The following is a 23733-nucleotide window of genomic DNA, read 5'->3' as shown; positions in this document are numbered from 1 at the left end:
CCCCTTTCGGGGTGCGGCGAACGGTCAGTACTCCACCAATCGGTAGTAGCGGCGCAGATCCAGGGAGTGGTTTCGGACGCGTTCGAGGTGCTTGCTGAACCTATCCAGGACGGTATCCAGAACCAACGGGGACAGGAGCGCACGGAAACGGGGGCTGACGCCCGGCAGATCGTAGTCCTTGCTGTCCAGCAAGGTGGTGTTCTTGTTGTAGTTTTCGGCGAATTTGGCAACGCGGTCCATCAGTGGACGCGTCTCGTCCTCACCCACCAGCAGCATGAGGCTGGTGTCTTCTTCGATGAGTTCCAAGGAGCCGTGGAAGAACTCAGCACCGTGCACGCGGGTGGTCCGGAGCCACTGCATTTCTTCCAGGATGCACATGGAGTAGAGGTAGGTGAGGCCCCACAGGTTTCCGGTGCCCACCAGGAAGTGATAGTCAGCGTCTTTGTTCTTCTCCGCAAAGGCTTCTGCCACTGATTCTGCTTGCCGGGCGACGCCCACCAGGCTCTCGGGGACGGTTTGCAGCTCGGCCGCCAGTTCTTCGTACCCCTCAAATTCGCCGCGAGCAGCAAGGAGGCGGGTGCTCAAGAGAATCATGGGGATATCAAAGGGCCAGGTTTTAGGTTCGGTCACCAAGGCAACGTCGAGGGCTTTAGCAAACGGGCTGTCCCCGAATCCGGTGAAGCCTATGGTGTAGGCGCCCTTGGCCTTGGCAAATTCGATGGCCTCGATCACGTCTTCGGTGGTGCCGGAGACGGAAGCGAAGACAGCTACGGAGCCGGGGCCGAACGTGGGATCCTCGGCCAACATCAGCTCTTTGCCGATGGATGCACGGACAGGCAACGTGGAGCGGGACCGGATGAAGTGCTCGTACGGCAGCATCGCGGCGTAGGTTCCGCCGGCACCAATGAGGAACATGTTGGTCAGCCGCCGTTCCTGGATGGAGTCGACTACCGATTCGATCTGCCCCTGCAGCGCCAAAGCACTACGGGTCTGTGTGAGGAATTCCTCTTCTTTGAAGCCAAGCACGGATGGTCCTTTCGAACGACAACTTTTGGAGTGTTGGAACATGTTGATACCGGTATCAATATGTGGTCATCATGCTGTCATGGGAATTCTGAAGCGTCAATAGCTTGGCTTCGGCATCTCTTGGCAGCCCGGTTGCGCGCTCGGGCTTGGCGGACTGCTCCGCGCAGCACCTGCAAACGCGGCGACTGGCTGCGCAATAAATTACCTGTACTTCTATGACACGCCTTGGTACAAAATTTCCAGCGTCAACGGAACCACTGCGAACTACAGCAAAGCGCACTATGGAGTCCGGGGTCATTTTCGTTCCGAAAACACGTTGGGTAAGTCGTGTGAAAACGCAGTGTTGTTCCCTCCCCGGATATGCTCGTGAGTGTGGGGAGCGAATCGATCCGAGCCGCGTACGGGGCCCGTGCCGCCGAGTACACGCGCATTCTTGGTTCTGTTGAGGACATGCACGAAAAGGATCAGGAACGCATCGGACGTTGGGCCGCCAGTCTCGACGGCCAACTGATTGATGCCGGGTGTGGCCCTGGTCATTGGACCGACTTCCTGTATCAACGAGGGGCGTCTGTGCAAGGAATCGACCTTGTTCCGGAATTCATTGAGAGCGCCCGCGTACGCTTTCCTGAAGTGCCTTTTCGCGTTGCATCGTTCCGCAATCTAGACGTACCAGCTGGATCACTGCATGGCGTGCTGGCCTGGTACTCCCTCATCCATGTGCCACCGGGCGAGTTGTCCTCGGTGCTCAGGGAGATCTCTCGCGTCCTTACCCAAGGCGGGGAACTACTCGTTGGATTCTTCGATGGTTCTCCGGGCGATTCTTTCCCGCACGCTGTTACAACGGCGTACTACTGGTCCCCAAAGCACCTGGGGGGCCTGCTGAGCGAAGCGGGTTTTGAGGTGCTCGAGGTGGAGACACGCCAGGACCCGGGAAGGCGGGCTCACGCAGCCATAACTGCCGCCGTCCGGTAAGGATAAGTCAACGGACACGAGCCATCATTCTTGATGGCTCCGTCAGCTCGGTGAAGCCGTGTTGGGCGTAGAGGCCGTGGGCATCGGCAGTTGAGAGCAGAACGCGTTTCAGCTCTAGAGGTTCCAGGTCCGCCATGACACCGGCTGCGAGCATCTTCCCAATGCCCTGACCTCGGACCTCCGTCGCAACGAACACATCGCAAAGCCAAGCAAACGTAACACCGTCAGTTACGACGCGAGCGTAAGCCACCTGCTCTCCAGTCCCGATGTCGTAAACGCCGTAGTTCCGGGAGGCGTCGATGGCTGCATCCTGTTTCTGACGAACCCGACCTTGCGCCCAATAGGACTGCTCACTAAGCCACAGGTGTACACGGGTGCGATCCACTCTGTCGGCCTCGGCGGAGAAGACATAGCGTTCAGTCATGACAACACTCTAGAGGAACGAAACAAGGAGGCTCGAGACAATGATGCCAACGTCCGTCCAGATCAAGGATCCGTTGCCAGGTAGCCCTAAGTCCGTACGAGCCAGTCCTTGACTAGGGCGGCGGTGAGTTCCGGGCGTTCAAGATGGGCATTATGGCCAGCCGAATCCAGTACCGCGTAGGTTCCTCGGACATAGTGGTCGCGGAGTTTCCACCCGTCTTCGTAGCCCATCACGTGATCCTGACGCCCGAAAAGATGAAGCGAAGGCGCTTCGAACGGAGCGGGATGCGCGATCTCCGGTTCGACCGAGAGCGCATACTGCTCTGCCACCCGTTCAAGAATGGTTTGGTTCGCGCCACGGAGTCCAGGAAGTACATACCGGGTGAATGCGGTAAGCGTGGCCTCGCTCTGAACGACGGCCATCTCTTCGTAGTCATCCCTCGCCCGGCCAGCCAAAGCCAGAACGGAGGCGTCCTCTCGGACAACCTGCCGACGGGGCAGGATGCGCGCCTGATGGGTCGGCTCGTACACGCCAGCAAGAGTAGCCAGCCCAAGGACCTGATCTCGACGCTCGTGAGCGACGTACCGGGCAATCATGCCTCCAAAGGAATTACCTATCACCGCTAAGGGCCGACCGCCAAGACAATCATGAATGTCATCCAGAGCACCCTGTGCGACATGGTCTGCGCTAGAGGCGTTGCTGTCAGCATTTCCTTCGGCCCACGGCAGGTCGATATAGATGCGCTGCCACGCGGATTCTTCAACGGCGTCCTCCAACGGCAGCATGATCCGATGATCAGGATCACGACTAGCGGAAGGCCTTCTCCTAAGACTTGAGCAATCACGACCAGAAGCTACAGGCCTAGCTGGAGCCCAGTCAGCGTTTCCGCCATTGGCGAGCAATAGTCCCGCCCGCAAGCCGGCCAATCACCGTGTCTGGCAATACCGCTGTCACATTCCGCGCGCTTGCTCGAAACGCTCTCCTTACCCTTGGCGTTGAGGTAAAGCAGATCTTCGTCAATCAGGGATTGACGGCAGCGAACCGGGTGCGCCCTCGGCTCCATAGAGCGATGGCGGCTTGCCGGGCCGGCGATAGCCTCGTGGTGACCGAGTGCTCAATCTAGGCGGCAGCACCCATGATCCGACCAAAGCCGACAAGGTCATCGCATGTTAAAGAAGAAAAGCACCAGTTCCGAAGAACTGATGCTTCCCAGTGGTGGCTCCGACCGGCGTCGATCCGGTGACCTTTCGATTTTCAGTCGAACGCTCTACCAACTGAGCTACAGAGCCTAGGTGACATGTCACCTTGAGAACCGAATTTCTTCGGCGCTCAGAGCGACCCTGACGGGACTTGAACCCGCGACCTCCGCCGTGACAGGGCGGCGCGCTAACCAACTGCGCTACAGGGCCTTGCGTTTACAGTATCTCTACCGCGTTTTTTTCAAGGCTTCTAGCTTACCAGACTTTTTTCATCCGGTTTACCACTTCCTTGCGTACCCCCAACGGGATTCGAACCCGTGCCGCCGCCGTGAAAGGGCGGTGTCCTAGGCCGCTAGACGATGGGGGCCTGAACTCAATTCGGATTTCGCAAAGAAAAGGGACGCTTTACGCGTTCTTTCCGTGTCTCGCTCGTCCGAACTGGACTCTAAAACTTTAGAGCATAGATGGCGATATTCCCAAATCGAGGTCTGCGCAGTGTTCCGGGCCACAAACTGAAGGCTCACCGAGGGGCGACGTCTCACCTCAACCAAGCACCCATAGAGTCGAGAGCTCACCCCTCGCCAGTACGGCAAGGGTACGGGCTGGCGACATTGGCAGGATCTTGCCCTGACGTGTCTGAAAACCGCCAGCCACCTCCGCCGCGTGCCGGATAGATTTGCCCTATGACAACCACCACCCCGGCCGAACCCGGCCAGCCTTCCCCGGGCCTGCCCCAGCGCACCACCCCCGCGCCGGGAGCACCCATCAGCAAACTCGGCATCGCGGCCGTCATCATTACGGTGGTCCTGTGGGCTTCGGCCTTTGTGGGCATCCGCGCAGTGGGCCCAAGCTTCTCCCCCGGTTCCTTGACGCTCGGACGCTTGGCGGTTGCCGCCGTCGTGCTTGGAATCGTGGTGCTGCCCACGCTGAAGGTCTGGCCGAGCGGCCGCGAGTGGTTGCCGATCGTGGCGTACGGGGTGATGTGGTTCGGCGGCTACAACGTGGCGCTGAACGCCGCAGAGCACATGCTGGACGCCGGCACCAGTGCCATGCTGATTAACGTCTCCCCCATCCTCATCGCGATTCTTGCCGGCATCTTCCTCAAGGAAGGCTTCCCGCGGTGGTTGCTGATCGGCAGCGGCGTGGCCTTCTGCGGCGTCGCCATGATTGCCTTGGGTTCCGGACAGCGTTCGACGGCGGACGTGGCCGGTGTGCTTTTGTGCTTGCTTGCCGCTGTGCTCGCCTCGGTGAGCGCGATCCTGCAGAAACCCGTTCTGCGGAAGTTCACCGCAGGGCAAGCGACGTGGTTCGGCATCATGGTAGGTGCCATCTGCTGCCTTCCATGGACGGGTCAGCTGATCGCAGAAGTCCAGGTAGCGCCGCTTCCCGCCACCCTGGGGCTGGTGTATTTGGGTATCTTCCCCACAGCCATCGCCTTCACCACGTGGGCTTATGCGCTTTCCCTGATCTCGGCTGGAAAGCTGGCCGCCACCACCTACCTTGTCCCGGGCACCACCATCCTGATTTCGTGGGCGGTACTCCAGGAGGTCCCCACCATTTGGGGATTGATAGGCGGCGTCATCTGCCTGATCGGCGTCGGGTTGACGCGACGCCAGACCCGCCAGCCCCGCCAGCCCCGCCAGCCCCGCAGTTAGCGGGCCATGCCCATCAGTAGTTCGCGGTGCGTGGGCGGGTTTGCACCCGGCCGGCCCACAGCAATGGAAGCAGCCATGGAGGCGATGGTGCCGATCCGTTCCAGCACCGTGGGCGCCAGGCCGTCGCTGCCCCGCAGCAGCAGCCCCATGATGAGCGCTGCCGTATAGGAGTCTCCGGCGCCGATGGTGTCCGCCACGGTAGCCGGAACGGCCGGAACGTTGAGTTGAATGTGTTTGGTGGCCATGAGCGAGCCCTTGACTCCTTGGGTCACCACAGCAAGCCCTGTGCCAAGGGCCAGCAGGTGGCTCGCAGTGTCCTCGAGCGCTTTGCCAGGGTAGAGCCACCGGGCGTCGGAGCCGCTGAGTTTAACTACGTCCGTCAGGGGCACTATTTCCTCGAACAGTGAGAGTGCCTCGTGGTGGCTTCCCAGAAGGTCGGGACGGATATTGGGGTCGTACGTGACCATGCACCCGCCCTGGGCCTGTTCCAACAGGCTCCGGACAACGCTTGCACCGGGCTCCAGGAACGTGGCGATGGAACCGGTATGCAGGATTCTTGGCGCATAGGGCAAAGCGAGTGGAGCCAGCGCCCAGTCAATGTCGAAGGTGTAATCTGCTGAACCATCGGCGGTTATCCTGGCTGTCGCCGTCGCTGTCTTGCCCGCGGACATGGAACCGGGCAACAACACAACACCTGCTTTTTGCAGGTGCGCAGCGATGGCGTCACCCCGCTCGTCACGACCGATCGCTGTGAGCAGGCCCGTTTTCACGTCCAACAAGCCAAGGCCATAGGAGACATTCGCCGGCGAACCGCCGGGGTACTCCTTCTGCCCGTTCGTCGACTGGACGATGTCGATCAGGGCCTCACCCACTACGACGACGTCGAGGGGCTCAGGTGCAAGGGAAGCGGTGCCGGTCATGCGGTTCCTGTGTCTGTCGAAAAGAGGATTGAGTTCAGTATCTCCCATCACACACGGAGCCATTGCTGCGTTCGCGGACTAAAGTCGAATCATGCCCGCGAATCTTCCTCCCGGCCTGCCCATCATTCCCGACGGCGAGCGCCCCTCCTCACCGCTCCGGGAACGGAACGCAGTGCACAGTCCTGTCGAAAACAGGCGTGTTGATGATGTTCCAGGGCCTTACGAAATGTCGGCCGAAGATTTTGAAGAAGCCGTCAGTGACGCCCTGCAGCTGATCCCGCCCAAAGCGGCCAGCGCCATGGACAATGTGGCCATCTTCATCGAGGACGACTACACACCACAGCCCGGAGAAGATCCTGGCACCGTGTTGCTGGGGCTCTACGAGGGCGTTCCGTTGACCGAACGGGATTCCTGGTGGGAAGCAGGTTCCCTCCCTGACCGGATCACGATCTTCCGCAAACCCATCCTGAACATCTGCAGCACCCGCGAAGAAGTTATTGATGAGGTGGCCATCACCGTGGTGCATGAGATAGCTCACCATTTTGGGATAGACGACGACCGCTTGCATGAACTCGGCTGGGGCTAGCCTTGTAGGCATGGGGCACGACCACAACCACTCCCACGGAGTCACAGCAACCGGCAAGCACCGGAAGCGGCTTATCGCCGTCCTGGCCATCACCTTAGGGGTGGTGGGCATCCAGGTGGTTGGCGCCGTCGTGTCCGGATCCTTGGCGCTGCTGGCTGATGCCGGACACATGCTTTCTGACGCCGCTGGGGTGTTCATCGCCCTGATGGCGGCGTGGATTGCCACGCGCCCAGCGAGCGACCAGCGAACATACGGCTACCAACGAGCTGAGGTTCTGGCCGCGCTGGCCAATGCCCTGATCCTGATTGTGATCGCTGTGGTGATCATGATCGAGGCCATTCGCCGCTTCGGCGAACCCACGGAAATCCAAACGGACGTCATGCTGTGGGCTGCCATTTTGGGTGCTGTGGCCAACCTCGTTTCCTTGCTGATCCTCCAAGGGGCGCAGAAGGAAAGCCTCAATGTCCGCGGCGCCTATCTTGAAGTCCTGGGCGACCTTCTTGGCTCCATCGCCGTCATCGTTGCGGCCGTGGTGATCATGACCACAGGATTCAGTGCTGCTGACCCGTTGGCATCGGTACTGATTGCCCTGATGATCATTCCGCGTGCCTGGCATCTGCTCCGTGACGTGGTGGATGTGCTTTTGGAAGCCACACCCAAGGGCGTTGATGTGAACATGATCAGGGAACACATAGTTGCCGTGGACGGCGTGGTTGATGCCCATGACATCCACATCTGGACCATCACATCCGGCGTTCCGGTGTTCTCAGCCCACGTGGTGGTGGAGGATGCGGTCCTCAACGCGACGGGGGCGGACAACATCCTGGACCAGCTGGGCTCGTGCCTTGGCCGGCACTTCGACACGGAGCACTGCACTTTCCAGTTGGAGCCCGTGAGCCACTCCGAGCACGAATCACACCAGCACGCCTGAGTCTCCTCAGCGCTACGGGGTTTCCGTACTAACGGTCCCCGCGGCTCCGTCCACGGTGATGTGCTGTCCCGTGCTGATGCGCGAGGTTGCATCGGGGACGCCCACCACCGCAGGTATGCCGTACTCGCGGGCCACCACCGCTCCGTGGGAATTGGGTCCGCCCATCTCCATCACCAGCCCTCCTGCGGTGAGGAACAGGGGCGTCCAGCCAGGGTCCGTTGACGGTGCCACCAGGATTTCCCCGGGTTCCAGGTGCGCACCCACCGGGTCCATGATGACCCGCGCAGGTGCAGACACCAGACCTGCCGACGCCGGACTGCCGGACAGGGTTCCTGGCTGCACGATGCCCCGGCGCTGCTTGCCACCGCTCCCGACTGCCGTAGCCTCGGGTTCGGTCCCATCAGACAACAGCACTCTGGGAATGTGCCTGCGGCGGAGTTCCTGCTGGTAAGCCGCACGGCGTTCGGCAACCACGTCGCGGCGGTCATCCCCTGCCAGGGCGGCCTCGACGTCGTCGAGGTCCAAGAAGAAGACATCCTCGGCTCTGTCAATCCGTTGTGCTGCCGCAAGCTCGTTCCCGATCAGAAGCAGCTGCTCCCTCGCCGCCCCCAACCCCAGGACGAGGTTGTACTTGGGTAACTCCCGCAACCCGGCGAAGCGCCGGGTTCGGTCCAAAGCAATCTTGACTACCGCTTTGTGCAGCGGACTCTTCGCCCTGGCACGGGCCACGAAACGGGCCACTTGCTCATCGGCTTCACGGGCTGCCCGGCTGAACTGTTGATCCGGGGCCTCCGCACCCTCCGCGAGCCTCAGATAGTTGGCCACCACGCCCAGGATGTGGGTCGGGTCATCGGACCAACGGGGCATTCCGAGGTCGATCTCGGCAACGGCTCTGTGCCCGTACATGCCCAGGAACCTTGCCACACCGGATTGTGCAATTGGGGGAAGCTTGGCCGCCCGGTACTGTTCCACCAGCTCTGCTGCCGTTTGGCCGACCATGGAGGCAACGGCGTCGGGATCCTCCCGGATCTCCGAGGCGAGCTGCCATAACGCCAGGTCCATTTCCGTGGTGACGTTGTTGGGTAAGCCGCGGAGCACTGTTTGCAGCTCGCTGTAGGGCGCCTGCTCGCCAAGAAGGCGCCGCACCAGCGCCAGCATCGCGAAGCCGAGCGCAGGAAGGGGCAGCACCTGCGGCACTGTTGCGAAGACTTCCTCTCCCAGGATTCTCTGCACGTGGGCAAGCCGCTGATGGGACGTTGCTTTCCCCGGCACAACCAACGTCTTATGCAGTTCCGCGGTGAGTTCCTCCACCCTCTCCATCGCCGCAGCCGGCCGGAACAGTCCCCGGATCACTGACTCGGGAACGCGGTATTTGGCCGCAACCGGCCCCACATGGCGAATCAGCTTCAGGGGTGTCTTGATGGTCACCGTGAAGCGTGGATCCTCGAAGAGACCCCGCATGAGTGCGGCAGAGCGGGCCTCCATGACATCGAAGACCCGCGGAACGATGACCCTCCCGACCCGGCTCCGCAGCACCGGCGTGAGGTCGAAGAAGATGCGCTGACCGGCCTCATAATACGGAGGAGGGCCGGACCTGGGATCAGGTACATCGAAGGCAGCAGTCCTGGCTACACATGAGGCGATGAGGCGGATACCGGCCAACCCCATGGGCGTCATTGGCCTGGTGAGGCCTTGTGCCAGGCTGAAGTTCAGGAACGCGTGCTCGCCCGGCGCAGGAGGCTTTCGCGTAGTTTGCGGGTACAGGGTGGTGATGGGCCTGGCCTGGGTGAGCCACATCTTTCCCGCGGGATCGATGGCCCACTCGGTATCCTGCGGGGCGCGATAGTGCTCCTGAACCTCACGGCCCAGCTCGACAAGGGCAAGCACCTGACGATCACTCAGGCAAGGCTCCACGTCTGAATCGGCAGAACGGCGCCGCTCGAGTCGCTCCGTACCGCCGCCTGGAACGGCGCGGATCTCCAGCTGTCTGTCCCCCAAGGTCCTGCTTACAATGCCGCCCTGCAGGGTGTCCACCACATAGTGATCCGGGTTGACGGCACCGGAGACTACCGATTCCCCCAAGCCGGGGCTGGCATCAATGACGGTTTCATTGCGATTCCCCGTCACGGGGTTGGCGGTAAACATGACGCCAGCCGTAGTGGAATCCACCATCTCCTGCACCACCACGGCCAAGGCCACCGTGGCGTGGTCAATCCCGTTGGTGGTCCGGTAGGCCACGGCACGATCTGTCCAGAGCGAGGCCCAGCAGCGGCTTACGGCGTCCAGGACCGCGTTCACGCCGACTACGTTCAGGAAAGTGTCCTGTTGTCCGGCGAAGCTCGCGAACGGCAGGTCCTCGGCGGTGGCCGAAGACCTGACAGCCACTGCGACGTTATCGCCCAATTCCCCGTACGCCAATCTCACCGATTCGGCGATCCCGGCCGGCACCCCGGAGTCGAGAACCAAAGACCGGGCACGGGTGGCGATCTCACTCAGCCGGTCCAACCCCGCCGCATCAGCCTCCGACAAAGCCGCAAGGACAGGCTCCAGAGCAGCTCCCGAGAGCGCCCGCTGGTACGCAGCAGTTGTGAGGCAAAAACCGGGTGGCACGGGCAGCCCTGCATTAGCTAACTCGCCAAGATTGGCTGCCTTGCCACCGACCTCCGGAACCATGTCTCCACGGATTTTTGAGATGTTCCGGACGAACACCGAACCCGAGGCGCCGAGGCTGGCGCCGCGATCCTGATCCGGATCTTCGGGCTCCATACTGTCCATGGATGTGCCAGGCGCCGACTCAGGCAGCGCCGAGCATGGGTCCAAACTTGTGACGGTCCGCCAGCCGGGGATCTTCCCTGTCCGGAACAACCAGCACTGGCCCCTTGGCGTGGTGCAGGACTCCGTCTGATGTTGACCCCAGCAGCATTCCCGCGAATCCGCCTCGGCCACGGGTTCCCAAAACAACCAGCTCGACGCTGCGGCTGGTTTCCACAAGAACATCAACGGGCGAGCCATCCCGGAGGTCCGTCTCAATAGCCAACGAAGGGAAGTGGCTTCTGAGCCAGGCAACACCGGCGTCAAGCTGGACCCTGATATCGGCGAATAGGGCATCGCGGTCCAACGGAGCCGGAACCCACGCCAGGGAACCGCTGTACTGCGGAACAGCGCAGATGACGCGCAGTGTGGCTCCCATACGCTGCGCTTGCTCGGCAGCTTCGAGCACAGCAACGCGTGCTTGCTCGGAGCCGTCAACGCCTACTGCAACCACGTTTTCCACAGTGCGCGGGCCCGTTTTGGCGTGCTCGGCCTTGATGTGTTTGTCCTCGGTGTTCTCACCGAGGCGATCAGCGCAATAGAGCGGGACCGTCACCGTGGGGCATTTGGCGTGCGCGGGCAGGGCACTACTCACCGAACCCAGGAGGCGCCCGACGAACCCACCGCGACCCCGGCTGCCGAACACCAGCAGCGCGGCCTCCTCGGAAAGGTCCAACAAGACACCAGCGGCATCACCGTTTTCCACGGAAGCATCGACGTCAATGGCATATCCGGAGACTTTGTCCAAGGCTTGACGAACGATCGCATCAGCGCCTTCGCGGATGACGGAATCGTCAACTGTTGCGTAGCCACCGTCCAAGCCGGAGGCCGCGAAAATTGGCACGGAGTACGCCGTGACAATATGCAGCGGAAGCTGGCGGCGCTCCGCCTCCCGTGCGGCCCAAACCAAGGCGCACTGACCGTGCTCTGAACCATCCACCCCGACGACGATGCCACCAGGTTCCACAACCTGGTCCTGGCCGTCCGGTGACTCTTCACTGTGTCTTCCGTGCTGGTCCATGGGGGCCTGCCTCTCCACCTACTGCTTGATGTTCCGGCTATTCTGCCAGAGGATCCCGGCCTAGAACTTCCAGACTGTTTTGTTGCCAACGGCCGGGGCAGGAGAAACCCGGAAATTCCTCCTCCCAATGCTCACTATTCTCGGTCAGCAGTGGCGAATCAAGACGACATTGGGCTATGTGCATAACGGTCAGGGCTCGGTTCCCGGCGGTCCCTGGGGTGCTCGCGGCGAAGAGACAAAACGCGCAGGCGGAGAGGCTATCCATGGCCGAAAAAGTTCGGTAGTGTTCGAGTCACCGAATGGCCGGAAAACGTGTCTCACACCACACGCCCCGGTCATTTACTTGCGGCCGCTTGGGGAACTCGGACGCGATCCCACGCGATGCCGAAAGGCACACACGTCAAGGAGGAACCAAGCAGTGTCACTCACGCCTGATTCCGGCACGGAACGCACCACCACCGTGATCATCGGAGCCGGCCTGTCCGGCTTGGCAGTTGCCAGCGAACTCAGCCGCTACGGCGTGGGTTCGATCGTGGTAGACGGGTTCGGCGCGTTATCCACTACTGGACCGTCCGTCCATACAGGCATGCTCCAACGCACCGACGCCGCAGATCCGACAGCAATGCAGGAACGCAACGAAATCCTTCGCCACCTGAGGAACTACGCTGCCAGTCATCAACTGGACGTTCGTAACACCACTCGCGCTGTCCGCTTGGATTTCCTGGGCTCAGATCCCTCACGGCATATCGGATACGGTGTGGCCGCCAGCATGACAACCACAGGCCTGAGGACCGGGCTCCACGCATCCGGCCCCCACGAATCCCATCCTCGCCAGTGGGCAATCCACACAGCCCAAGGCGTTCTTCTGGCAGACCACGTAGTAGTGACACGCTGCGCCCAAAGCCAGCTACGGCGCATGCTGGCCGAACTTGGCATTGCAGTCGGACAGAATCTTGCCGCGGCCATGCGGGCCGTGGGAATGCACCTGGTGGGCGTCGGAGACCTCATCACTCCGTCCCCCAAGGAAGTGCTGCGGCAAGCCAAAGCAGTGGGTCAGGCCATCTCCTCCAAGGTTGCCCTGCCGGCGGGTCCCGGCGTCGCCATCGCCTAGGAAGTCCCGCAAGCAAACGCGCTACCACCCCCGCAAGCCAGCCAAGTCCGCCGTCGTACGTCCCGCACTGAACTTTTACGAACAGAACTTAACGCCAAAGGCCGGTGCCTCCGGAGACATAAGTCTTCGAAGGCACCGGCCTTTGAACTGAAGCGTGAGGCTTTATGCGCCAGCGCGTACGTAGGTCAGGGGACCCGTTGCGGTCAACCAGCTGATCGGGTGGATGCCCGTCTGGTTGCCGTTGATGCCACCGCTGATGGCCTGGCCGTTGCCGATGTAGATAGCAACGTGGCCGGACTGGACGATCATGTCACCGGGCTGGGGATCGCTGACGACCTTGCCGTAGTTCATGAACTGCATGGGACCGAGGTCGCCTACGGGGATGCCTGCGGAACCAAGGGCCTTTTCGACCATGGCGGTGCAGTCCTGGAAGATACCGATCTGTGCGTAAGCCGAAGCAACCATGGCTGCGTTGACGCCGCCGGCGGCGGGGGCAGCTGCAGGAGCAGCGGCAACCGGTGCGGGTGCGGCAGCAACAGGAGCAGCAACCGCGGCCTGAGCGGCAACGGGAGCTGCAGCAGCAGCCGTGGTGACAGCTGCCTTCTTGGCTACAGGGGCCTCAACAACGGGGGCCGGCTTTTCGATGACCGGAGCTGCTACGGAAGCAACTGCGGGACGCTCAAAGTTGACGGTAGCCGTTGACAGGGCGGTAACAACCTTGGTGGGTGCCTCGGAAACGGTCTCGGCAACCGTTGCGGGGCTGGAATCGCGCTGAACCGGGGTCTCAGCTGCGTGAGCAGCAATGGAACCGGTCAAAACGAGGCCCGAGGCTGCTGCGATAACAGCTGCCTGACGACCAGCGCCTGAAGCGTTGCTGGCAACTGCCTTCGAGATGGAGATGAACGGATTAGGACGTACGCTGTCCGCCTTACGACGGCCGCGAAGAATGCGTGAAGACATGAAAGAGCCTCTCCCGATGCCTGCGAGGTTAGCTGTCGGATTCGGATGGGAGTCACCCGGCCACTATCTCCCGCTGTTCAGCGAAAGCATCGTGACTTCACCCCAAGGCACGCTCGAAAGCGACCTAAATTGGGTTCCCCGTCTCTGCCGTAGGTTTGTCTGCGAACGGATTCCGGACTGCGGCAGAGCTAGGCAATCAGGCCGGAAGTGCCCGCTACGTGGAACAGGCACAGGAACTACGGTACGCGATGATTCCCCCGAAGTCACATTTAAGTAACGGGAAGTGGGCTTCTGGCGTGTCGCGGTAACCGATTCGAGATATTCGCAGCTACGTAGAAAACCGCGCTATTCCGCGGGAGTATCGGCATCTGGCTCGTTCGAAGCCGCCAATTTTTTCCGTGCGGTAACGGCGAGATAAATTACGAGACCCACCGCCACAACAGCCAGCCCCACAATGCTCCAAGGGAAAGGTTGGGAGGCGTCGGCGGCTGGCTCATTGTTACCGGCAGTCCCTGGTGCGGCGGTGCCCACTGTTGGTACCGCAGCTGAGGAAGCCGAAGCCGCTGGTGAGGCACCCGCCGTACCACTCGCCGACGTCGAGCCTCCTGCGGTGGCTGTGAACGTGAAGGTGCCCTCAATCGGGTGCGAGTCGGAGCTGACCACGCGCCATACCACTGTGAACTCGCCGGCAGGGGCGCCCTCGCGGAGCTTCTGAACGGCCTGGTTGTCGATGATTTCGACCGGACCGTCCGCCCAGTTCTCGCCGCCAGCCGTCACCGTTACGCCCGATCCGATCGCGAGCGGGCGGTTGTTGAACGTAATGGAGACCGACGCCGGGACTTCCGCAACGCGGGCACCGTTGGCTGGCGCTGTGGACTCGGCGACGTCGTGCGCGGACGCCGGTGCCGCTGCAAACAGCAGGGCGGAAGCAAAAGCAAGAGCAGCGACGACGGCGGCCAGAAGCGGGCGGATGGTACGCATGGGGCGGTTTCTCCTAGTGTTGGCTTCCTTACAGACTAGGCGAATCGTTGGGAGGGCCCGCACCGGACAACATAGGATTTGAGAGCAAACTCCCCCTCGATCCCCGGAGACCTTCATGCTTAAACAAGGTTCTGCAGTCGACCGCTACTTCAAGATCTCCGAACGTGGATCCACATATTCGCGGGAAATCCGTGGCGGCTTCGCGACCTTCTTCGCCATGAGCTACATCGTGGTGCTCAATCCACTGATCCTCTCCGGACCCGATTCGAGTGGCGCGTCGCTGGGTTTCACCGCCGTGGCAGCCACCACGGCGTTCGTTGCCGGCATCCTGACCATCCTCATGGGAGCCTGGGCCAAGCACCCGTTCGCCGTGGCCACAGGCTTGGGCGTCAACGCGTTCGTCGCAGTCACGGTGGCATCGCACCCCGGGCTGACATGGCCGGACATGATGGGACTCGTGGTGCTTTCCGGCATCACCATGCTCATCCTGGTGCTGACCGGATTCCGGACTGCCGTGTTCAAGGCGGTGCCCGAAGCCCTCAAGACGGCAATCGTTGTGGGCATTGGCCTCTTCATCGCCCTCATCGGCCTGGTTAACGCCGGTTTCGTCCGGCGCATCCCCGACGCCGCCGGAACCACCGTTCCACTCGGTCTGGGCGTGGACGGCAAGCTCCTTGGCTGGCCCACCCTGGTATTCGCAGTGGGCCTGATCCTCACCATCGCACTGGTGGTCCGGAAGGTCCGCGGAGCCATCCTGATAGGCATCGTTGTGTCCACCGCGCTGGCTGCCATCCTCGAGTTCACTCTCCACATTGGCCCAAGCTTTGACGGCACCAACGTCAACCCCCGCGGCTGGTCCCTGGTGGCCCCCAAACTCAGTGAATGGGGCGCACCGGACCTGTCCCTGATCGGCAAGGCCAACCCGTTCGGCGCCTTTGAGCACCTCGGTTTCATCGGTGCAGCTTTGCTGGCATTCGTGATCCTCCTCAGCATCTTCTTCGACGCCATGGGCACCATGGTGGGCCTGGCCAACGAGGCCGGGACAGTGGATAAGGACGGGAACATCCCCAACGTGGACCGGGTCCTCCAAGTGGACGCGCTCGGAGCGATCGTGGGCGGTGGGGCCTCTGTTTCGTCCAACCAGATCTTTGTGGAGTCCGGTGCCGGGATCGGCGAAGGTGCACGAACCGGGCTCGCCTCGATCGTCACCGGCGCACTCTTCCTGGTTGCCATGTTCTTCACTCCCCTGATCAACCTGGTGCCGTTCGAGGCCGTGGCCCCCGCCTTGGTAGTGGTGGGCTTCATGATGGTCTCCCAGGTGGGCAAGATCGACTGGCAGGACTGGGGCGTCGGAATTCCCGCGTTCCTGACCATCGCGCTCATGCCGTTCACCTACTCCATTGCCAACGGCCTCGGCGCGGGCTTCATCTCCTACGTCCTGATCCGCACCTTCCAGGGCCGCGCCCGCGAAGTCCACCCGCTGATGTGGGCTGTGGCTGCTGCCTTCCTGCTGTTCTTCGGCATCGGAACCGTGGAAGAGCTGCTGGGCGTCAAGTAGCCCAGTCCGGGATTTCAGACACTCCCGGCGCTGGGTCACTGGTTTTTGGGCCCCGCGTCGGGTGTGCTGGAAGCATGGAAACAAGCGCCCCCACCGTTGACGTCAATCCCACACCGTGGACCGGCCGCTTTGATGGGGACGGCGCCGAGCACCGCCGCTGGTGGCAAGCTGTAGAACCCCACACCGTGTCCGGCACCGCAGCAGCCTCGCGCCCCGCCGTCGTGCTTGGTTTCTGCAGCGACGCCGGCGTCCTCCGCAACAAGGGCCGTGTGGGGGCCGCCGCCGCACCAGCCGCCATCCGTGCGGCTCTGGGTCCGCTGGCTTTCCACCTTGCCCGCGACGTGTTCGACGCCGGTGATGTGGTTGTGAAGGACGACTCACTGGAGTCGGGCCAAGAGCGAGCCGGGCGCGCCATTTCGGGACTGCTCGACGCCGGTAACCTCACCGTGGTGCTGGGCGGCGGCCACGAGACTGCCTTCGCCAGCTACCTTGGTGTAGCCGGCTCCGAAGCGGTACGCGGCAAACGGCTGGGTGTACTGAACCTGGACGCCCATTTTGACCTGCGCGACGAGCCGACGCCGAGCTCGGGAACGCCGTTCCTGCAGATGGCCAACGCGGAAGCTGCCGCTGGGCGCGAACTGCAGTACGCCGTCGTCGGAATTTCAGAGCCGAACAACACACGAACGCTCTTCGACACCGCCAACCGGCTGGGCGTGAAGTACCTCCTTGATGAGCTCTGCACGCCGGAAGCCGTGGAAGTGTTCGTTGCTGATTTCCTGGCCGGCGTGGATGTGCTGTACCTGACCATCGATTTGGACGTAATGCCGGCGTCGGTGGCGCCCGGAGTGAGTGCGCCCGCTGCTTATGGCGTGCCGCTGCAGGTGATCAGCGCCATCTGCCGCCAGGTTGCTGCGAGCGGAAAGCTGCTCCACGTGGATGTCGCAGAGTTGAATCCGGAGTTCGACATCGATTCCAGGACCGCGAAGGTTGCGGCCCGCTTGGTCAACACCTTGCTTGCCTAGATTTTCCCCGCCCCTTTTCCAGCCTTCCTCTTCCACTTAGCCTGTGGGGAGGGAAGGACGGCAATGAGCGCAACTCCTGTGCAGGACAAGTGGGCTTGGGTAGCCGGGCCGGTGGCTGTGGCCCTGGGACTTGCAGCGCACATGGTGGCTGGCGGCAGCGCTCCGGCCATCCCCGTCCTCGTGGCCTTCGCCGCCATCGGTGCTTTGGCTGCCCAGGTTATTGCCCGTTGGATCCACGGGCCTCTGCTGTTGTTGCTGGCGTCCGGGGTGGCGCAGCAACTCCTTCATTTCGGCTTTGCCGCGTTCGGGGGCTACTTCCCCGGCAACGGCTTACTGGATCACCTGCACGGCGGCCAAGACCTGGCGGACGTGCCCGCCGGGGCAGCCGCCAGCGGGGGCAACGTTCATCTCCTTCTCTACACGCACATGGCTGCTGCCATCCTGACGCTGCTCCTTGCTGCGGGAGTTTCAAAGCTGGCGGCACCGAAACGTGATAGGCCGCTCGGGCGGGCAACCCAAAGCCTTTAAACAACCATCGGGAGGGTGGACCAGGCGGACGCGCCGATCTCGGTTTTCCACTTACCCAGTGAGACTCCCAACGAGCACGCGATTTTGCTTCCTAATGAGCCTTTTACGATGCTTACGGCTTCACGGGCAGCAACCTTTAGCAACGGTTCGTAGCCCTGCGAAAGGCGGGGACACCAACTTTGCCCGGCCCGCGTTCAGGCACCTAGTGTCGTTTGCACGTGGTGTACCCAAGAGGCCAGGGAGCTGCCTGCAAAGCAGCGTACGCGGGTTCGAATCCCGCCACCACGTCCATGGGTTCAAGAGGGCGCCCCCCCTTCGCGGGATGTCACCAAGGCGGGCTCCAGGCGGAGACCCACGTCACTCGCCTGCCGGTCATCTTACAAATTTTCAGGTCCGGCAACTATGATTGACGGGTCGCCCTCGCATGCGGCACGTAATAGGAGGCCCCCAATGACCCCTGCAATGACTGCAGAACGCGAAATTCGCCTGTCCTTTTCGAAGGCAGACGAGATCCACGACGGACTCGACCGCGCCGTGGATGCCCTGATCGAAAGCGCAGCAGCGGATGCTAGCTGTGGAATTCTGGTGACCCGGCACGAGCCCGGCACCTACACCGTGGCTCTGGACGAATCCGTTCCCTTCGGTCAGACCCGCGAAGTCCTCGCCGCCTGATACACCCAACGTATTCTTAGGCAGCGACGCCAAAAACCGGGGCCCGTTCCTTTCCGCTTCTACTACCCGCGGAAGGGAACGAGCCCCGGTTTCTGTTAAACAAGTACCTCGGGCGGAACTGCCGCCTACGCCCGGCGGAGAGTGACGCCGTCGGACTTCATGAACAGTTCCTTGCCCTCTTCGGTAACGCCCGGCCCGGAGTGCTCGAGCCACACCACGTTGCCGCTGCTGGATACTTCCTCGATCAGACCGGCGGCAATCACGTGGGCGTATTTGACCACTTCCACCCGCTCGCCAACTTTCAGCGTCTTCCAGTCGGTAACCGTAGCCGTGTGAGCGCTTCGCCTGGACAGGACTGCTCCGCGTGCCTTCATTGAACTTCTACCCCTTTGTGGATGTTCTCTGTTGTGTATTGAGTTATTGAACGGTTGACCGTCAAGCCCACGACATCGTTGGCGTGGACGTGACGTACACCATAAGTTCTACTACATTTGCCACGCCCCGGTGATTGCGTTGCGAACAAAGACCGGGACGTGACAAATATGCCCATCAAATGAGCGTTTTATTCGACGTCAGGCCAAAATCCCGACGGCGGATTCGGCGGCCGCACGGACCGCACCGGAGCCAACCAAACGGTCAGCCGCTTCCAGTTCCGGCGACAGGAACCGATCGGTGCCCGGGCCCTGAACCACGTCACGAAGCACCTCAAGCACGGCCGTGCCGGCAGGCCCAGGGGTGAGTTCGCCGTCGGACAACTGCGTCCGCATGTCAATGGCGCGGGCGCTGGTGACAAGCTCGACGGCGAGCACCCGGCGGAGGTTCTCCACGGCCTTGCGCAGCTTCCGGGCAGCGTGCCAGCCCATGGATACGTGGTCTTCCTGCATGGCGGAGCTCGGGATGGAGTCCACCGATGCCGGAACAGCCAGGCGTTTGTTGTCCGAGACGAGGCCGGCCTGCGTGTACTGGGCAATCATCAGGCCGGAGTCCACGCCGGGATCCGCGGCGAGGAACGCCGGGAGACCGTGTGAGCGGGCCGGGTCCAGCATGCGGTCCGTGCGGCGCTCGGCGATGGAGCTGAGGTCCGCGACGGCGATGGCCAGGAAGTCCAGGACGTACGCCACGGGTGCGCCGTGGAAGTTGCCGTTGGAGGTGACGCGGCCGTCCGGGAGGACCACAGGATTGTCGATCGCTGCGGCGAGTTCGCGGGAAGCCACCAGCGCTGCATGGTCCACGGTGTCGCGGACAGCACCAGCAACCTGCGGTGCGCAACGCAGTGAGTAGGCGTCCTGCACCTTGGTGTCGTTGATCCGGTGCGAGGCCACGATGGGCGAGTTGGACAGCACGCGGAGCATGTTATCGGCGCTGGCTGCCTGGCCCGGGTGCGGCCGCAGTGCTGCGTGAAGCTCCGGCAGGAACACCTGGTCTGTACCCAACAGGGCCTCTACGCTGAGCGCGGCGGTGACGTCCGCCGTCGCCAGCAACATGCGGATGTCGGCAATGGCCATCAGCAACATGCCGAGCATGCCTTCAGTGCCGTTGACGAGGGCCAGGCCCTCCTTCTCGGCGAGGGTGACCGGCTCGATGCCGTGCTGGGCGAGCAGCTCAGCAACCGGAGGCTTGCCAGCGGTTCCGTACAGTTCGCCGTCGGGTCCTGTTGCTTCGCCTTCACCCATGAGGACCAAGGCGCAGTGTGACAGCGGCGCAAGATCGCCGGAGCAGCCCAGCGAACCGAACTCGCGGACCAGCGGGGTGATGCCGGCGTTGAGCACGTCCACCATGGTCTGCAAGACCACCGGACGAACACCCGTGCGGCCCGATGCCAGGGTCTTGGCGCGGAGGAACATGATGCCGCGGACCACTTCGCGTTCAACAGCCGGGCCCATGCCAGCAGCGTGGCTGCGGATCAGCGACTTCTGCAGCTGGGTGCGGAGATCGTTGGGAATGTGGCGGTTTGCCAGGGCGCCAAAGCCTGTGGAGATGCCGTAGGCGGGGACATCGCTGGTGGCCAGGTCATCAATGTGGGCACGGACCTTGGCCACGGTGTCCAGGGCATCCTGGGAGATGGTCACCTTGGCGTCGTGGCGGGCGACGGCGACGACGTCTTCCGGGGTTACGCCGCTGGAGCCGAGGGTGACGGTGAGGGGTTCATGGGTAGTGATAGTCACTTACTTGCCTTCGTTCATAGGAATACGGACGCCGCGTTCGTTGGCGACCTCGACGGCGCGGTCGTAACCGGCGTCGACGTGGCGAATGACGCCCATGCCGGGGTCGTTGGTCAGGAGCCGTTCAAGTTTCTCCGCGGCCAGGTCGGTGCCGTCAGCGACGGAGACCTGTCCGGCGTGCAGGGACCGGCCGATACCAACACCGCCGCCGTGATGGATCGATACCCAGGTGGCACCGGAGGAGGTGTTGAGCAGGGCGTTGAGCAGCGGCCAGTCAGCAATCGCGTCCGAGCCGTCAGCCATGGATTCGGTTTCCCGGTACGGGGACGCCACGGAACCGGAGTCCAGGTGGTCACGGCCGATCACGATGGGGGCCTTGACCTTGCCCTCTTTCACCAACTGGTTGAACAGCAGGCCGGCCTTGGCGCGTTCGCCATAACCGAGCCAGCAGATACGTGCCGGCAGGCCTTCGAACTCCACGCGGTCCGCGGCGGCGTCGAGCCACTTGTGCAGGTGCTTGTTCTCCGGGAACAGTTCCTTGATGGCCTTGTCAGTCACTGCAATGTCCTCCGGATCACCGGACAGGGCAACCCAGCGGAACGGGCCGAGGCCCTCGCAGAACAGCGGACGGATGTAGGCCGGAACGAAGCCGGGGAACTCGAACGCACGCTCGTAACCGCCCTTGCGGGCCTCGTCACGGATGGAGTTGCCGTAATCGAAAACTTCGGCGCCGGCATCCTGGAACTCCACCATGGCCTGTACGTGGCGGGCCATGGAAGCCTGGGCCTTCTTGGTGAACCCTTCCGGGTCAGCTTCGGCTTCGGTGTGCCACTCGGCTACCGTGATGCCCTCGGGCAGGTAGGAAAGGGGGTCATGCGCGGAGGTCTGGTCGGTGACCACATCAAAAGTGATCTCCCCAGCCTTGTGACGGCGGAGCAGCTCCGGGAACACCTCTGCAGCGTTACCGACGTAGCCAACAGACCAGCCCCGGCGTTCCTCCTTGGCCTTCTGGACCTTCGCGATCGCGGTATCCAGGTCCGTTTCGACCTCGTCCAAGTAGCGCTTGCCGGCGCGGCGACGCAGGCGGGTTTCGTCGACGTCCACAATCAGGCAGGCGCCATCGTTCAGCGTGACGGCCAGCGGCTGCGCGCCGCCCATGCCACCACAACCACCGGTCAGGGTCAGCGTCCCCGCCAACGGACCTTCGTTTGAGCCTTCAGCAGCAGGCGCCGGGTGACGTCCTTCCGCAGCGAGCTTGTTTCCGACGGCGGCAAAAGTTTCGTACGTGCCCTGCAGGATGCCCTGGGTCCCGATGTAGATCCAGGAGCCAGCGGTCATCTGGCCGTACATCATGAGGCCCTCGGCTTCGAGGCGGCGGAACTCGGGCCACGTTGCCCAATCCCCCACCAGGTTGGAGTTGGCCAGCAGCACACGGGGAGCCCATTCGTGGGTGCGGAACACACCCACCGGCTTGCCCGACTGCACCAGGAGGGTCTCGTCCTTCTCCATGGTTTCCAGGGTCCGGGTGATCGCATCAAACGCGGCCCAGGACCGGACTGCACGGCCAGTTCCGCCATAGACCACAAGATCGTCCGGACGCTCAGCGACCTCAGGATCAAGGTTGTTCATCAGCATCCGCAACGGCGCTTCGGTCTGCCACGACTTGGCAGTGAGTTCAGTACCCCGGGCGGCCTTGACCGGACGGGCACCAGTGGTGAAATCGGCGGGTGCCATGGTGACTCCTTCGTCTGTGGGAAGTAGGTGGTGGAAAGATCTTCTGCTTCTACTAAAGCCCCTTTATCACACGGCCGGAACGGCTTTTGGAGTGGCACCGTCCGGGATTACAGACATCTCCAACCTCTCGCATTTGCGCCACAATGAGCGCATGCTGGACCCATGGGAACCTACCGAGTAACAACGCTCGTCGCGGCACCGCCTGAGCGGGTTTTCGCAATGTGGACAGACCCGGACCGGTTCAAGGAGTGGATCGGTGGGGTCACCCGGGTGACTGACCGCGTCGGTTCAATGGATGAGGCAGGCAGCCGCTACACGGTGTGGTTCGGCAGGATGAAAAGCCCCACCGAAATCCTCGCAGTGGAACGGCCTTGGCACATCCGCACGCGGTTCGGCAATGCGATCCTCAAGGGCGAGTCTGATGTGCGGTTTGCGGCCGAGGGCGACGGCACCCGTATCCGGCAGGAGTTCGTGACCCGCGGATTCGTCGCGGCCATTGTCGGGCGGCTTTTCGCCATGGGCTCCTACAAGGGCAGCTTCAAAGGCGAACTGGAGACCTTCCGCAAACTCGTGGAGAAGGAAACCACGGGGCGAAGCTAGCGCCAGGTTAGGCTCCAGGCCGCCCGTGGATCCGCACCGATAGTTCGTCCGCCGCTTTCCGAATGCGCGCGGCAAGGACCGGCCATTGCTCAGCAGGCACTTTGTCCTCAAGGAACGTGACGGCGACTGCCGCCGTCGGCCATCCAACATGGTCCGTTACTGCGGCGGCGATGGAGCAGAATCCCGGCGTGATTTCGCCGTTTTCCGTGGCGTAGCCGCGCTGCCGGACCTGGTCCAAGTGCGACGACAACGCCGAATACTTCATGATGGGGAACTCCACCTCATGTCGCGAAGTGAAGGCGGCGGCATTCGGATACAGCGCACGAACCTGCGACTTTGGCAGGGCGGCAAGGATCGCGCGGCCCGACGCCGTGAGGTGGCTGGGCAGGCGGACCCCGACGTCGGTCACCAGGCTGGGGCGGTTCTTGGCGCGTTCCTCCACAATGTAGAGCACGTCACGGCCGTGAAGCACCGCCAAGTGCGCGCTCTCGCCGATCACGTCCACCAGGGCGGCGAGCATCGGCCGGCCCAGCCGGGACAAGGGTTCCTGGCGCGAATACGCCGAGCTGAGTTCGAAGGCGCTGATGCCTAGCCCGTAGCGCTGCTCTTCATGCAGGTGAAGGACGAACCCGTTCGCCTCCATGACGCCGAGCAAGTGGTACACGCTGGATCGCGGCAGGCCGAGCGCGGTGGCAATGTTCGACGCCGCCATGGGACCGCGGCGCGAAGCCAACAGTTTCAAAATCCTCAGCGTATTTTCGGCCGCCGGGACTTTGGACGTGGCTTTTCCTGGTGCGGTTGGCGTGGTTGTCATGGTTCCTCGCTGCTCGGGCTGCTTGCGGGATTAGTCCGGTGTATAC

General features: G+C 62.5%; 22 protein-coding genes, 4 tRNA genes and 1 riboswitch. Of the genes, 11 read left to right on the top strand and 15 right to left on the bottom strand.

The window, feature by feature from the left end; all coding sequences use genetic code 11:
- Nucleotides 1-24 precede the first annotated feature (24 nt).
- Nucleotides 25-1026 carry an SIS domain-containing protein gene (locus tag HAV21_RS06945; RefSeq protein WP_166841168.1) on the bottom strand — a complete coding sequence of 334 codons (1002 nt, stop codon included), beginning with the start codon at nucleotides 1024-1026 and terminating at the stop codon, nucleotides 25-27.
- Nucleotides 1027-1398: 372 nt separating this feature from the next.
- On the opposite strand from HAV21_RS06945, the gene HAV21_RS06940 reads away from it, so the two are divergent.
- Nucleotides 1399-1998, top strand: a complete 600-nt coding sequence (locus tag HAV21_RS06940) for a class I SAM-dependent methyltransferase (RefSeq protein ID WP_347877615.1) — start codon at nucleotides 1399-1401, stop codon at nucleotides 1996-1998.
- Between the two features lie 7 nt (nucleotides 1999-2005).
- Here the strand turns inward: HAV21_RS06940 and HAV21_RS06935 are convergent, their stop codons facing one another.
- The 5 genes from HAV21_RS06935 to HAV21_RS06915 form a co-directional block, all read right to left on the bottom strand.
- The gene (locus tag HAV21_RS06935; RefSeq protein WP_166841166.1) at nucleotides 2006-2422 is read right to left on the bottom strand and encodes a GNAT family N-acetyltransferase; all 417 of its coding nucleotides are present in this window, start codon (nucleotides 2420-2422) and stop codon (nucleotides 2006-2008) included.
- 86 nt (nucleotides 2423-2508) lie between these two features.
- The gene (locus HAV21_RS06930) at nucleotides 2509-3207 is read right to left on the bottom strand and encodes an alpha/beta hydrolase (protein ID WP_166841165.1); all 699 of its coding nucleotides are present in this window, start codon (nucleotides 3205-3207) and stop codon (nucleotides 2509-2511) included.
- A 428-nt stretch (nucleotides 3208-3635) separates the two neighbouring features.
- Nucleotides 3636-3711 (bottom strand) — tRNA-Phe (locus HAV21_RS06925).
- A 46-nt stretch (nucleotides 3712-3757) separates the two neighbouring features.
- Nucleotides 3758-3831: transfer RNA gene (locus tag HAV21_RS06920), tRNA-Asp, on the bottom strand.
- A gap of 84 nt (nucleotides 3832-3915) precedes the next feature.
- Nucleotides 3916-3988, bottom strand: a tRNA-Glu gene (locus HAV21_RS06915).
- 316 nt (nucleotides 3989-4304) lie between these two features.
- Between HAV21_RS06915 and HAV21_RS06910 the strand changes: the two genes are divergently transcribed.
- Entirely contained in the window at nucleotides 4305-5276 is a 972-nt protein-coding gene (locus tag HAV21_RS06910) for a DMT family transporter (RefSeq protein ID WP_166841164.1), read from the top strand.
- Here HAV21_RS06910 and HAV21_RS06905 read toward each other — a convergent pair.
- On the bottom strand, nucleotides 5273-6196 hold the full coding sequence (locus tag HAV21_RS06905; RefSeq protein WP_142936936.1) for a carbohydrate kinase: 924 nt from the start codon (nucleotides 6194-6196) through the stop codon (nucleotides 5273-5275). The genes HAV21_RS06910 and HAV21_RS06905 overlap by 4 nt on opposite strands.
- Nucleotides 6197-6287: 91 nt before the next feature.
- Here HAV21_RS06905 and HAV21_RS06900 point away from each other — a divergent pair, with 91 nt between their 5' ends.
- Both HAV21_RS06900 and HAV21_RS06895 read left to right on the top strand, forming a co-directional pair.
- Entirely contained in the window at nucleotides 6288-6782 is a 495-nt protein-coding gene (locus tag HAV21_RS06900) for a metallopeptidase family protein (RefSeq protein ID WP_166841163.1), read from the top strand.
- 10 nt (nucleotides 6783-6792) lie between these two features.
- On the top strand, nucleotides 6793-7713 hold the full coding sequence (locus tag HAV21_RS06895) for a cation diffusion facilitator family transporter (protein ID WP_142936938.1): 921 nt from the start codon (nucleotides 6793-6795) through the stop codon (nucleotides 7711-7713).
- A gap of 12 nt (nucleotides 7714-7725) precedes the next feature.
- Here HAV21_RS06895 and HAV21_RS06890 read toward each other — a convergent pair whose 3' ends face one another.
- Together HAV21_RS06890 and HAV21_RS06885 are read right to left on the bottom strand one after the other, a co-directional pair.
- A complete protein-coding gene (locus tag HAV21_RS06890) occupies nucleotides 7726-10488 on the bottom strand; it encodes a PEP/pyruvate-binding domain-containing protein (protein ID WP_166841162.1) in 2763 nt (920 codons plus the stop codon).
- A gap of 19 nt (nucleotides 10489-10507) precedes the next feature.
- Nucleotides 10508-11545: a universal stress protein gene (locus HAV21_RS06885; protein ID WP_166841161.1), complete on the bottom strand. Its 1038-nt coding sequence runs from the start codon at nucleotides 11543-11545 to the stop codon at nucleotides 10508-10510.
- A 418-nt stretch (nucleotides 11546-11963) separates the two neighbouring features.
- Here HAV21_RS06885 and HAV21_RS06880 point away from each other — a divergent pair, with 418 nt between their 5' ends.
- Entirely contained in the window at nucleotides 11964-12656 is a 693-nt protein-coding gene (locus HAV21_RS06880) for an FAD-binding protein (RefSeq protein ID WP_166841160.1), read from the top strand.
- A gap of 162 nt (nucleotides 12657-12818) precedes the next feature.
- On the opposite strand, the gene HAV21_RS06875 is transcribed toward HAV21_RS06880, so the two are convergent.
- Together HAV21_RS06875 and HAV21_RS06870 are read right to left on the bottom strand one after the other, a co-directional pair.
- On the bottom strand, nucleotides 12819-13616 hold the full coding sequence (locus tag HAV21_RS06875) for an NlpC/P60 family protein (RefSeq protein ID WP_142936948.1): 798 nt from the start codon (nucleotides 13614-13616) through the stop codon (nucleotides 12819-12821).
- 3 nt (nucleotides 13617-13619) lie between these two features.
- Nucleotides 13620-13811, bottom strand: a riboswitch (cyclic di-AMP (ydaO/yuaA leader).
- A gap of 150 nt (nucleotides 13812-13961) precedes the next feature.
- Entirely contained in the window at nucleotides 13962-14597 is a 636-nt protein-coding gene (locus HAV21_RS06870) for a copper resistance CopC family protein (RefSeq protein WP_166841159.1), read from the bottom strand.
- A 115-nt stretch (nucleotides 14598-14712) separates the two neighbouring features.
- Here HAV21_RS06870 and HAV21_RS06865 point away from each other — a divergent pair, with 115 nt between their 5' ends.
- From HAV21_RS06865 to HAV21_RS06845, 5 genes are all read left to right on the top strand, one after another.
- Nucleotides 14713-16155: an NCS2 family permease gene (locus tag HAV21_RS06865; protein ID WP_142936950.1), complete on the top strand. Its 1443-nt coding sequence runs from the start codon at nucleotides 14713-14715 to the stop codon at nucleotides 16153-16155.
- Nucleotides 16156-16229: 74 nt separating this feature from the next.
- Complete coding sequence (gene hutG, locus HAV21_RS06860; RefSeq protein ID WP_166841158.1) at nucleotides 16230-17177, top strand: formimidoylglutamase; 948 nt, start codon at nucleotides 16230-16232, stop codon at nucleotides 17175-17177.
- Between the two features lie 63 nt (nucleotides 17178-17240).
- Complete coding sequence (locus tag HAV21_RS06855; protein WP_142936952.1) at nucleotides 17241-17705, top strand: hypothetical protein; 465 nt, start codon at nucleotides 17241-17243, stop codon at nucleotides 17703-17705.
- A gap of 217 nt (nucleotides 17706-17922) precedes the next feature.
- Nucleotides 17923-17996: transfer RNA gene (locus tag HAV21_RS06850), tRNA-Cys, on the top strand.
- Between the two features lie 159 nt (nucleotides 17997-18155).
- Nucleotides 18156-18377 (top strand): hypothetical protein, encoded by a 222-nt coding sequence (locus tag HAV21_RS06845; protein ID WP_166841157.1) that lies wholly within the window; start codon nucleotides 18156-18158, stop codon nucleotides 18375-18377.
- A gap of 125 nt (nucleotides 18378-18502) precedes the next feature.
- On the opposite strand, the gene HAV21_RS06840 is transcribed toward HAV21_RS06845, so the two are convergent.
- The 3 genes from HAV21_RS06840 to HAV21_RS06830 form a co-directional block, all read right to left on the bottom strand.
- Nucleotides 18503-18751 (bottom strand): hypothetical protein, encoded by a 249-nt coding sequence (locus HAV21_RS06840; RefSeq protein WP_142936953.1) that lies wholly within the window; start codon nucleotides 18749-18751, stop codon nucleotides 18503-18505.
- A gap of 198 nt (nucleotides 18752-18949) precedes the next feature.
- Nucleotides 18950-20542 carry a histidine ammonia-lyase gene (hutH, locus tag HAV21_RS06835; protein WP_166841156.1) on the bottom strand — a complete coding sequence of 531 codons (1593 nt, stop codon included), beginning with the start codon at nucleotides 20540-20542 and terminating at the stop codon, nucleotides 18950-18952.
- Nucleotides 20543-22273 (bottom strand): urocanate hydratase, encoded by a 1731-nt coding sequence (locus HAV21_RS06830; RefSeq protein ID WP_166841155.1) that lies wholly within the window; start codon nucleotides 22271-22273, stop codon nucleotides 20543-20545.
- Between the two features lie 162 nt (nucleotides 22274-22435).
- On the opposite strand from HAV21_RS06830, the gene HAV21_RS06825 reads away from it, so the two are divergent.
- Complete coding sequence (locus HAV21_RS06825; RefSeq protein WP_166841154.1) at nucleotides 22436-22873, top strand: SRPBCC domain-containing protein; 438 nt, start codon at nucleotides 22436-22438, stop codon at nucleotides 22871-22873.
- 7 nt (nucleotides 22874-22880) lie between these two features.
- Here HAV21_RS06825 and HAV21_RS06820 read toward each other — a convergent pair whose 3' ends face one another.
- Nucleotides 22881-23687 (bottom strand): IclR family transcriptional regulator, encoded by an 807-nt coding sequence (locus tag HAV21_RS06820; protein ID WP_142936957.1) that lies wholly within the window; start codon nucleotides 23685-23687, stop codon nucleotides 22881-22883.
- Nucleotides 23688-23733 lie beyond the last annotated feature (46 nt).

Origin of the sequence: Paenarthrobacter sp. MSM-2-10-13 (genome assembly GCF_011605365.1) — a bacterium.
Taxonomy (GTDB): domain Bacteria; phylum Actinomycetota; class Actinomycetes; order Actinomycetales; family Micrococcaceae; genus Arthrobacter.
Note: the sequence above shows the minus strand (reverse complement) of the source record. Positions and strands in the feature narration are given on the sequence as shown.

What these genes read in the sequence shown, in the direction of transcription:
- HAV21_RS06935 (WP_166841166.1), bottom strand. Translation starts at nt 2,422, where the DNA reads ATGACTGAACGCTATGTCTTCTCCGCCGAGGCCGACAGAGTGGATCGC.
- HAV21_RS06930 (WP_166841165.1), bottom strand. Translation starts at nt 3,207, where the DNA reads ATGCTGCCGTTGGAGGACGCCGTTGAAGAATCCGCGTGGCAGCGCATC.
- HAV21_RS06910 (WP_166841164.1), top strand. Translation starts at nt 4,305, where the DNA reads ATGACAACCACCACCCCGGCCGAACCCGGCCAGCCTTCCCCGGGCCTG.
- HAV21_RS06905 (WP_142936936.1), bottom strand. Translation starts at nt 6,196, where the DNA reads ATGACCGGCACCGCTTCCCTTGCACCTGAGCCCCTCGACGTCGTCGTA.
- HAV21_RS06900 (WP_166841163.1), top strand. Translation starts at nt 6,288, where the DNA reads ATGCCCGCGAATCTTCCTCCCGGCCTGCCCATCATTCCCGACGGCGAG.
- HAV21_RS06895 (WP_142936938.1), top strand. Translation starts at nt 6,793, where the DNA reads ATGGGGCACGACCACAACCACTCCCACGGAGTCACAGCAACCGGCAAG.
- HAV21_RS06890 (WP_166841162.1), bottom strand. Translation starts at nt 10,488, where the DNA reads ATGGACAGTATGGAGCCCGAAGATCCGGATCAGGATCGCGGCGCCAGC.
- HAV21_RS06885 (WP_166841161.1), bottom strand. Translation starts at nt 11,545, where the DNA reads ATGGACCAGCACGGAAGACACAGTGAAGAGTCACCGGACGGCCAGGAC.
- HAV21_RS06875 (WP_142936948.1), bottom strand. Translation starts at nt 13,616, where the DNA reads ATGTCTTCACGCATTCTTCGCGGCCGTCGTAAGGCGGACAGCGTACGT.
- HAV21_RS06870 (WP_166841159.1), bottom strand. Translation starts at nt 14,597, where the DNA reads ATGCGTACCATCCGCCCGCTTCTGGCCGCCGTCGTCGCTGCTCTTGCT.
- HAV21_RS06865 (WP_142936950.1), top strand. Translation starts at nt 14,713, where the DNA reads ATGCTTAAACAAGGTTCTGCAGTCGACCGCTACTTCAAGATCTCCGAA.
- hutG (WP_166841158.1), top strand. Translation starts at nt 16,230, where the DNA reads ATGGAAACAAGCGCCCCCACCGTTGACGTCAATCCCACACCGTGGACC.
- HAV21_RS06855 (WP_142936952.1), top strand. Translation starts at nt 17,241, where the DNA reads ATGAGCGCAACTCCTGTGCAGGACAAGTGGGCTTGGGTAGCCGGGCCG.
- HAV21_RS06845 (WP_166841157.1), top strand. Translation starts at nt 18,156, where the DNA reads ATGACCCCTGCAATGACTGCAGAACGCGAAATTCGCCTGTCCTTTTCG.
- HAV21_RS06840 (WP_142936953.1), bottom strand. Translation starts at nt 18,751, where the DNA reads ATGAAGGCACGCGGAGCAGTCCTGTCCAGGCGAAGCGCTCACACGGCT.
- HAV21_RS06830 (WP_166841155.1), bottom strand. Translation starts at nt 22,273, where the DNA reads ATGGCACCCGCCGATTTCACCACTGGTGCCCGTCCGGTCAAGGCCGCC.
- HAV21_RS06825 (WP_166841154.1), top strand. Translation starts at nt 22,436, where the DNA reads ATGGGAACCTACCGAGTAACAACGCTCGTCGCGGCACCGCCTGAGCGG.
- HAV21_RS06820 (WP_142936957.1), bottom strand. Translation starts at nt 23,687, where the DNA reads ATGACAACCACGCCAACCGCACCAGGAAAAGCCACGTCCAAAGTCCCG.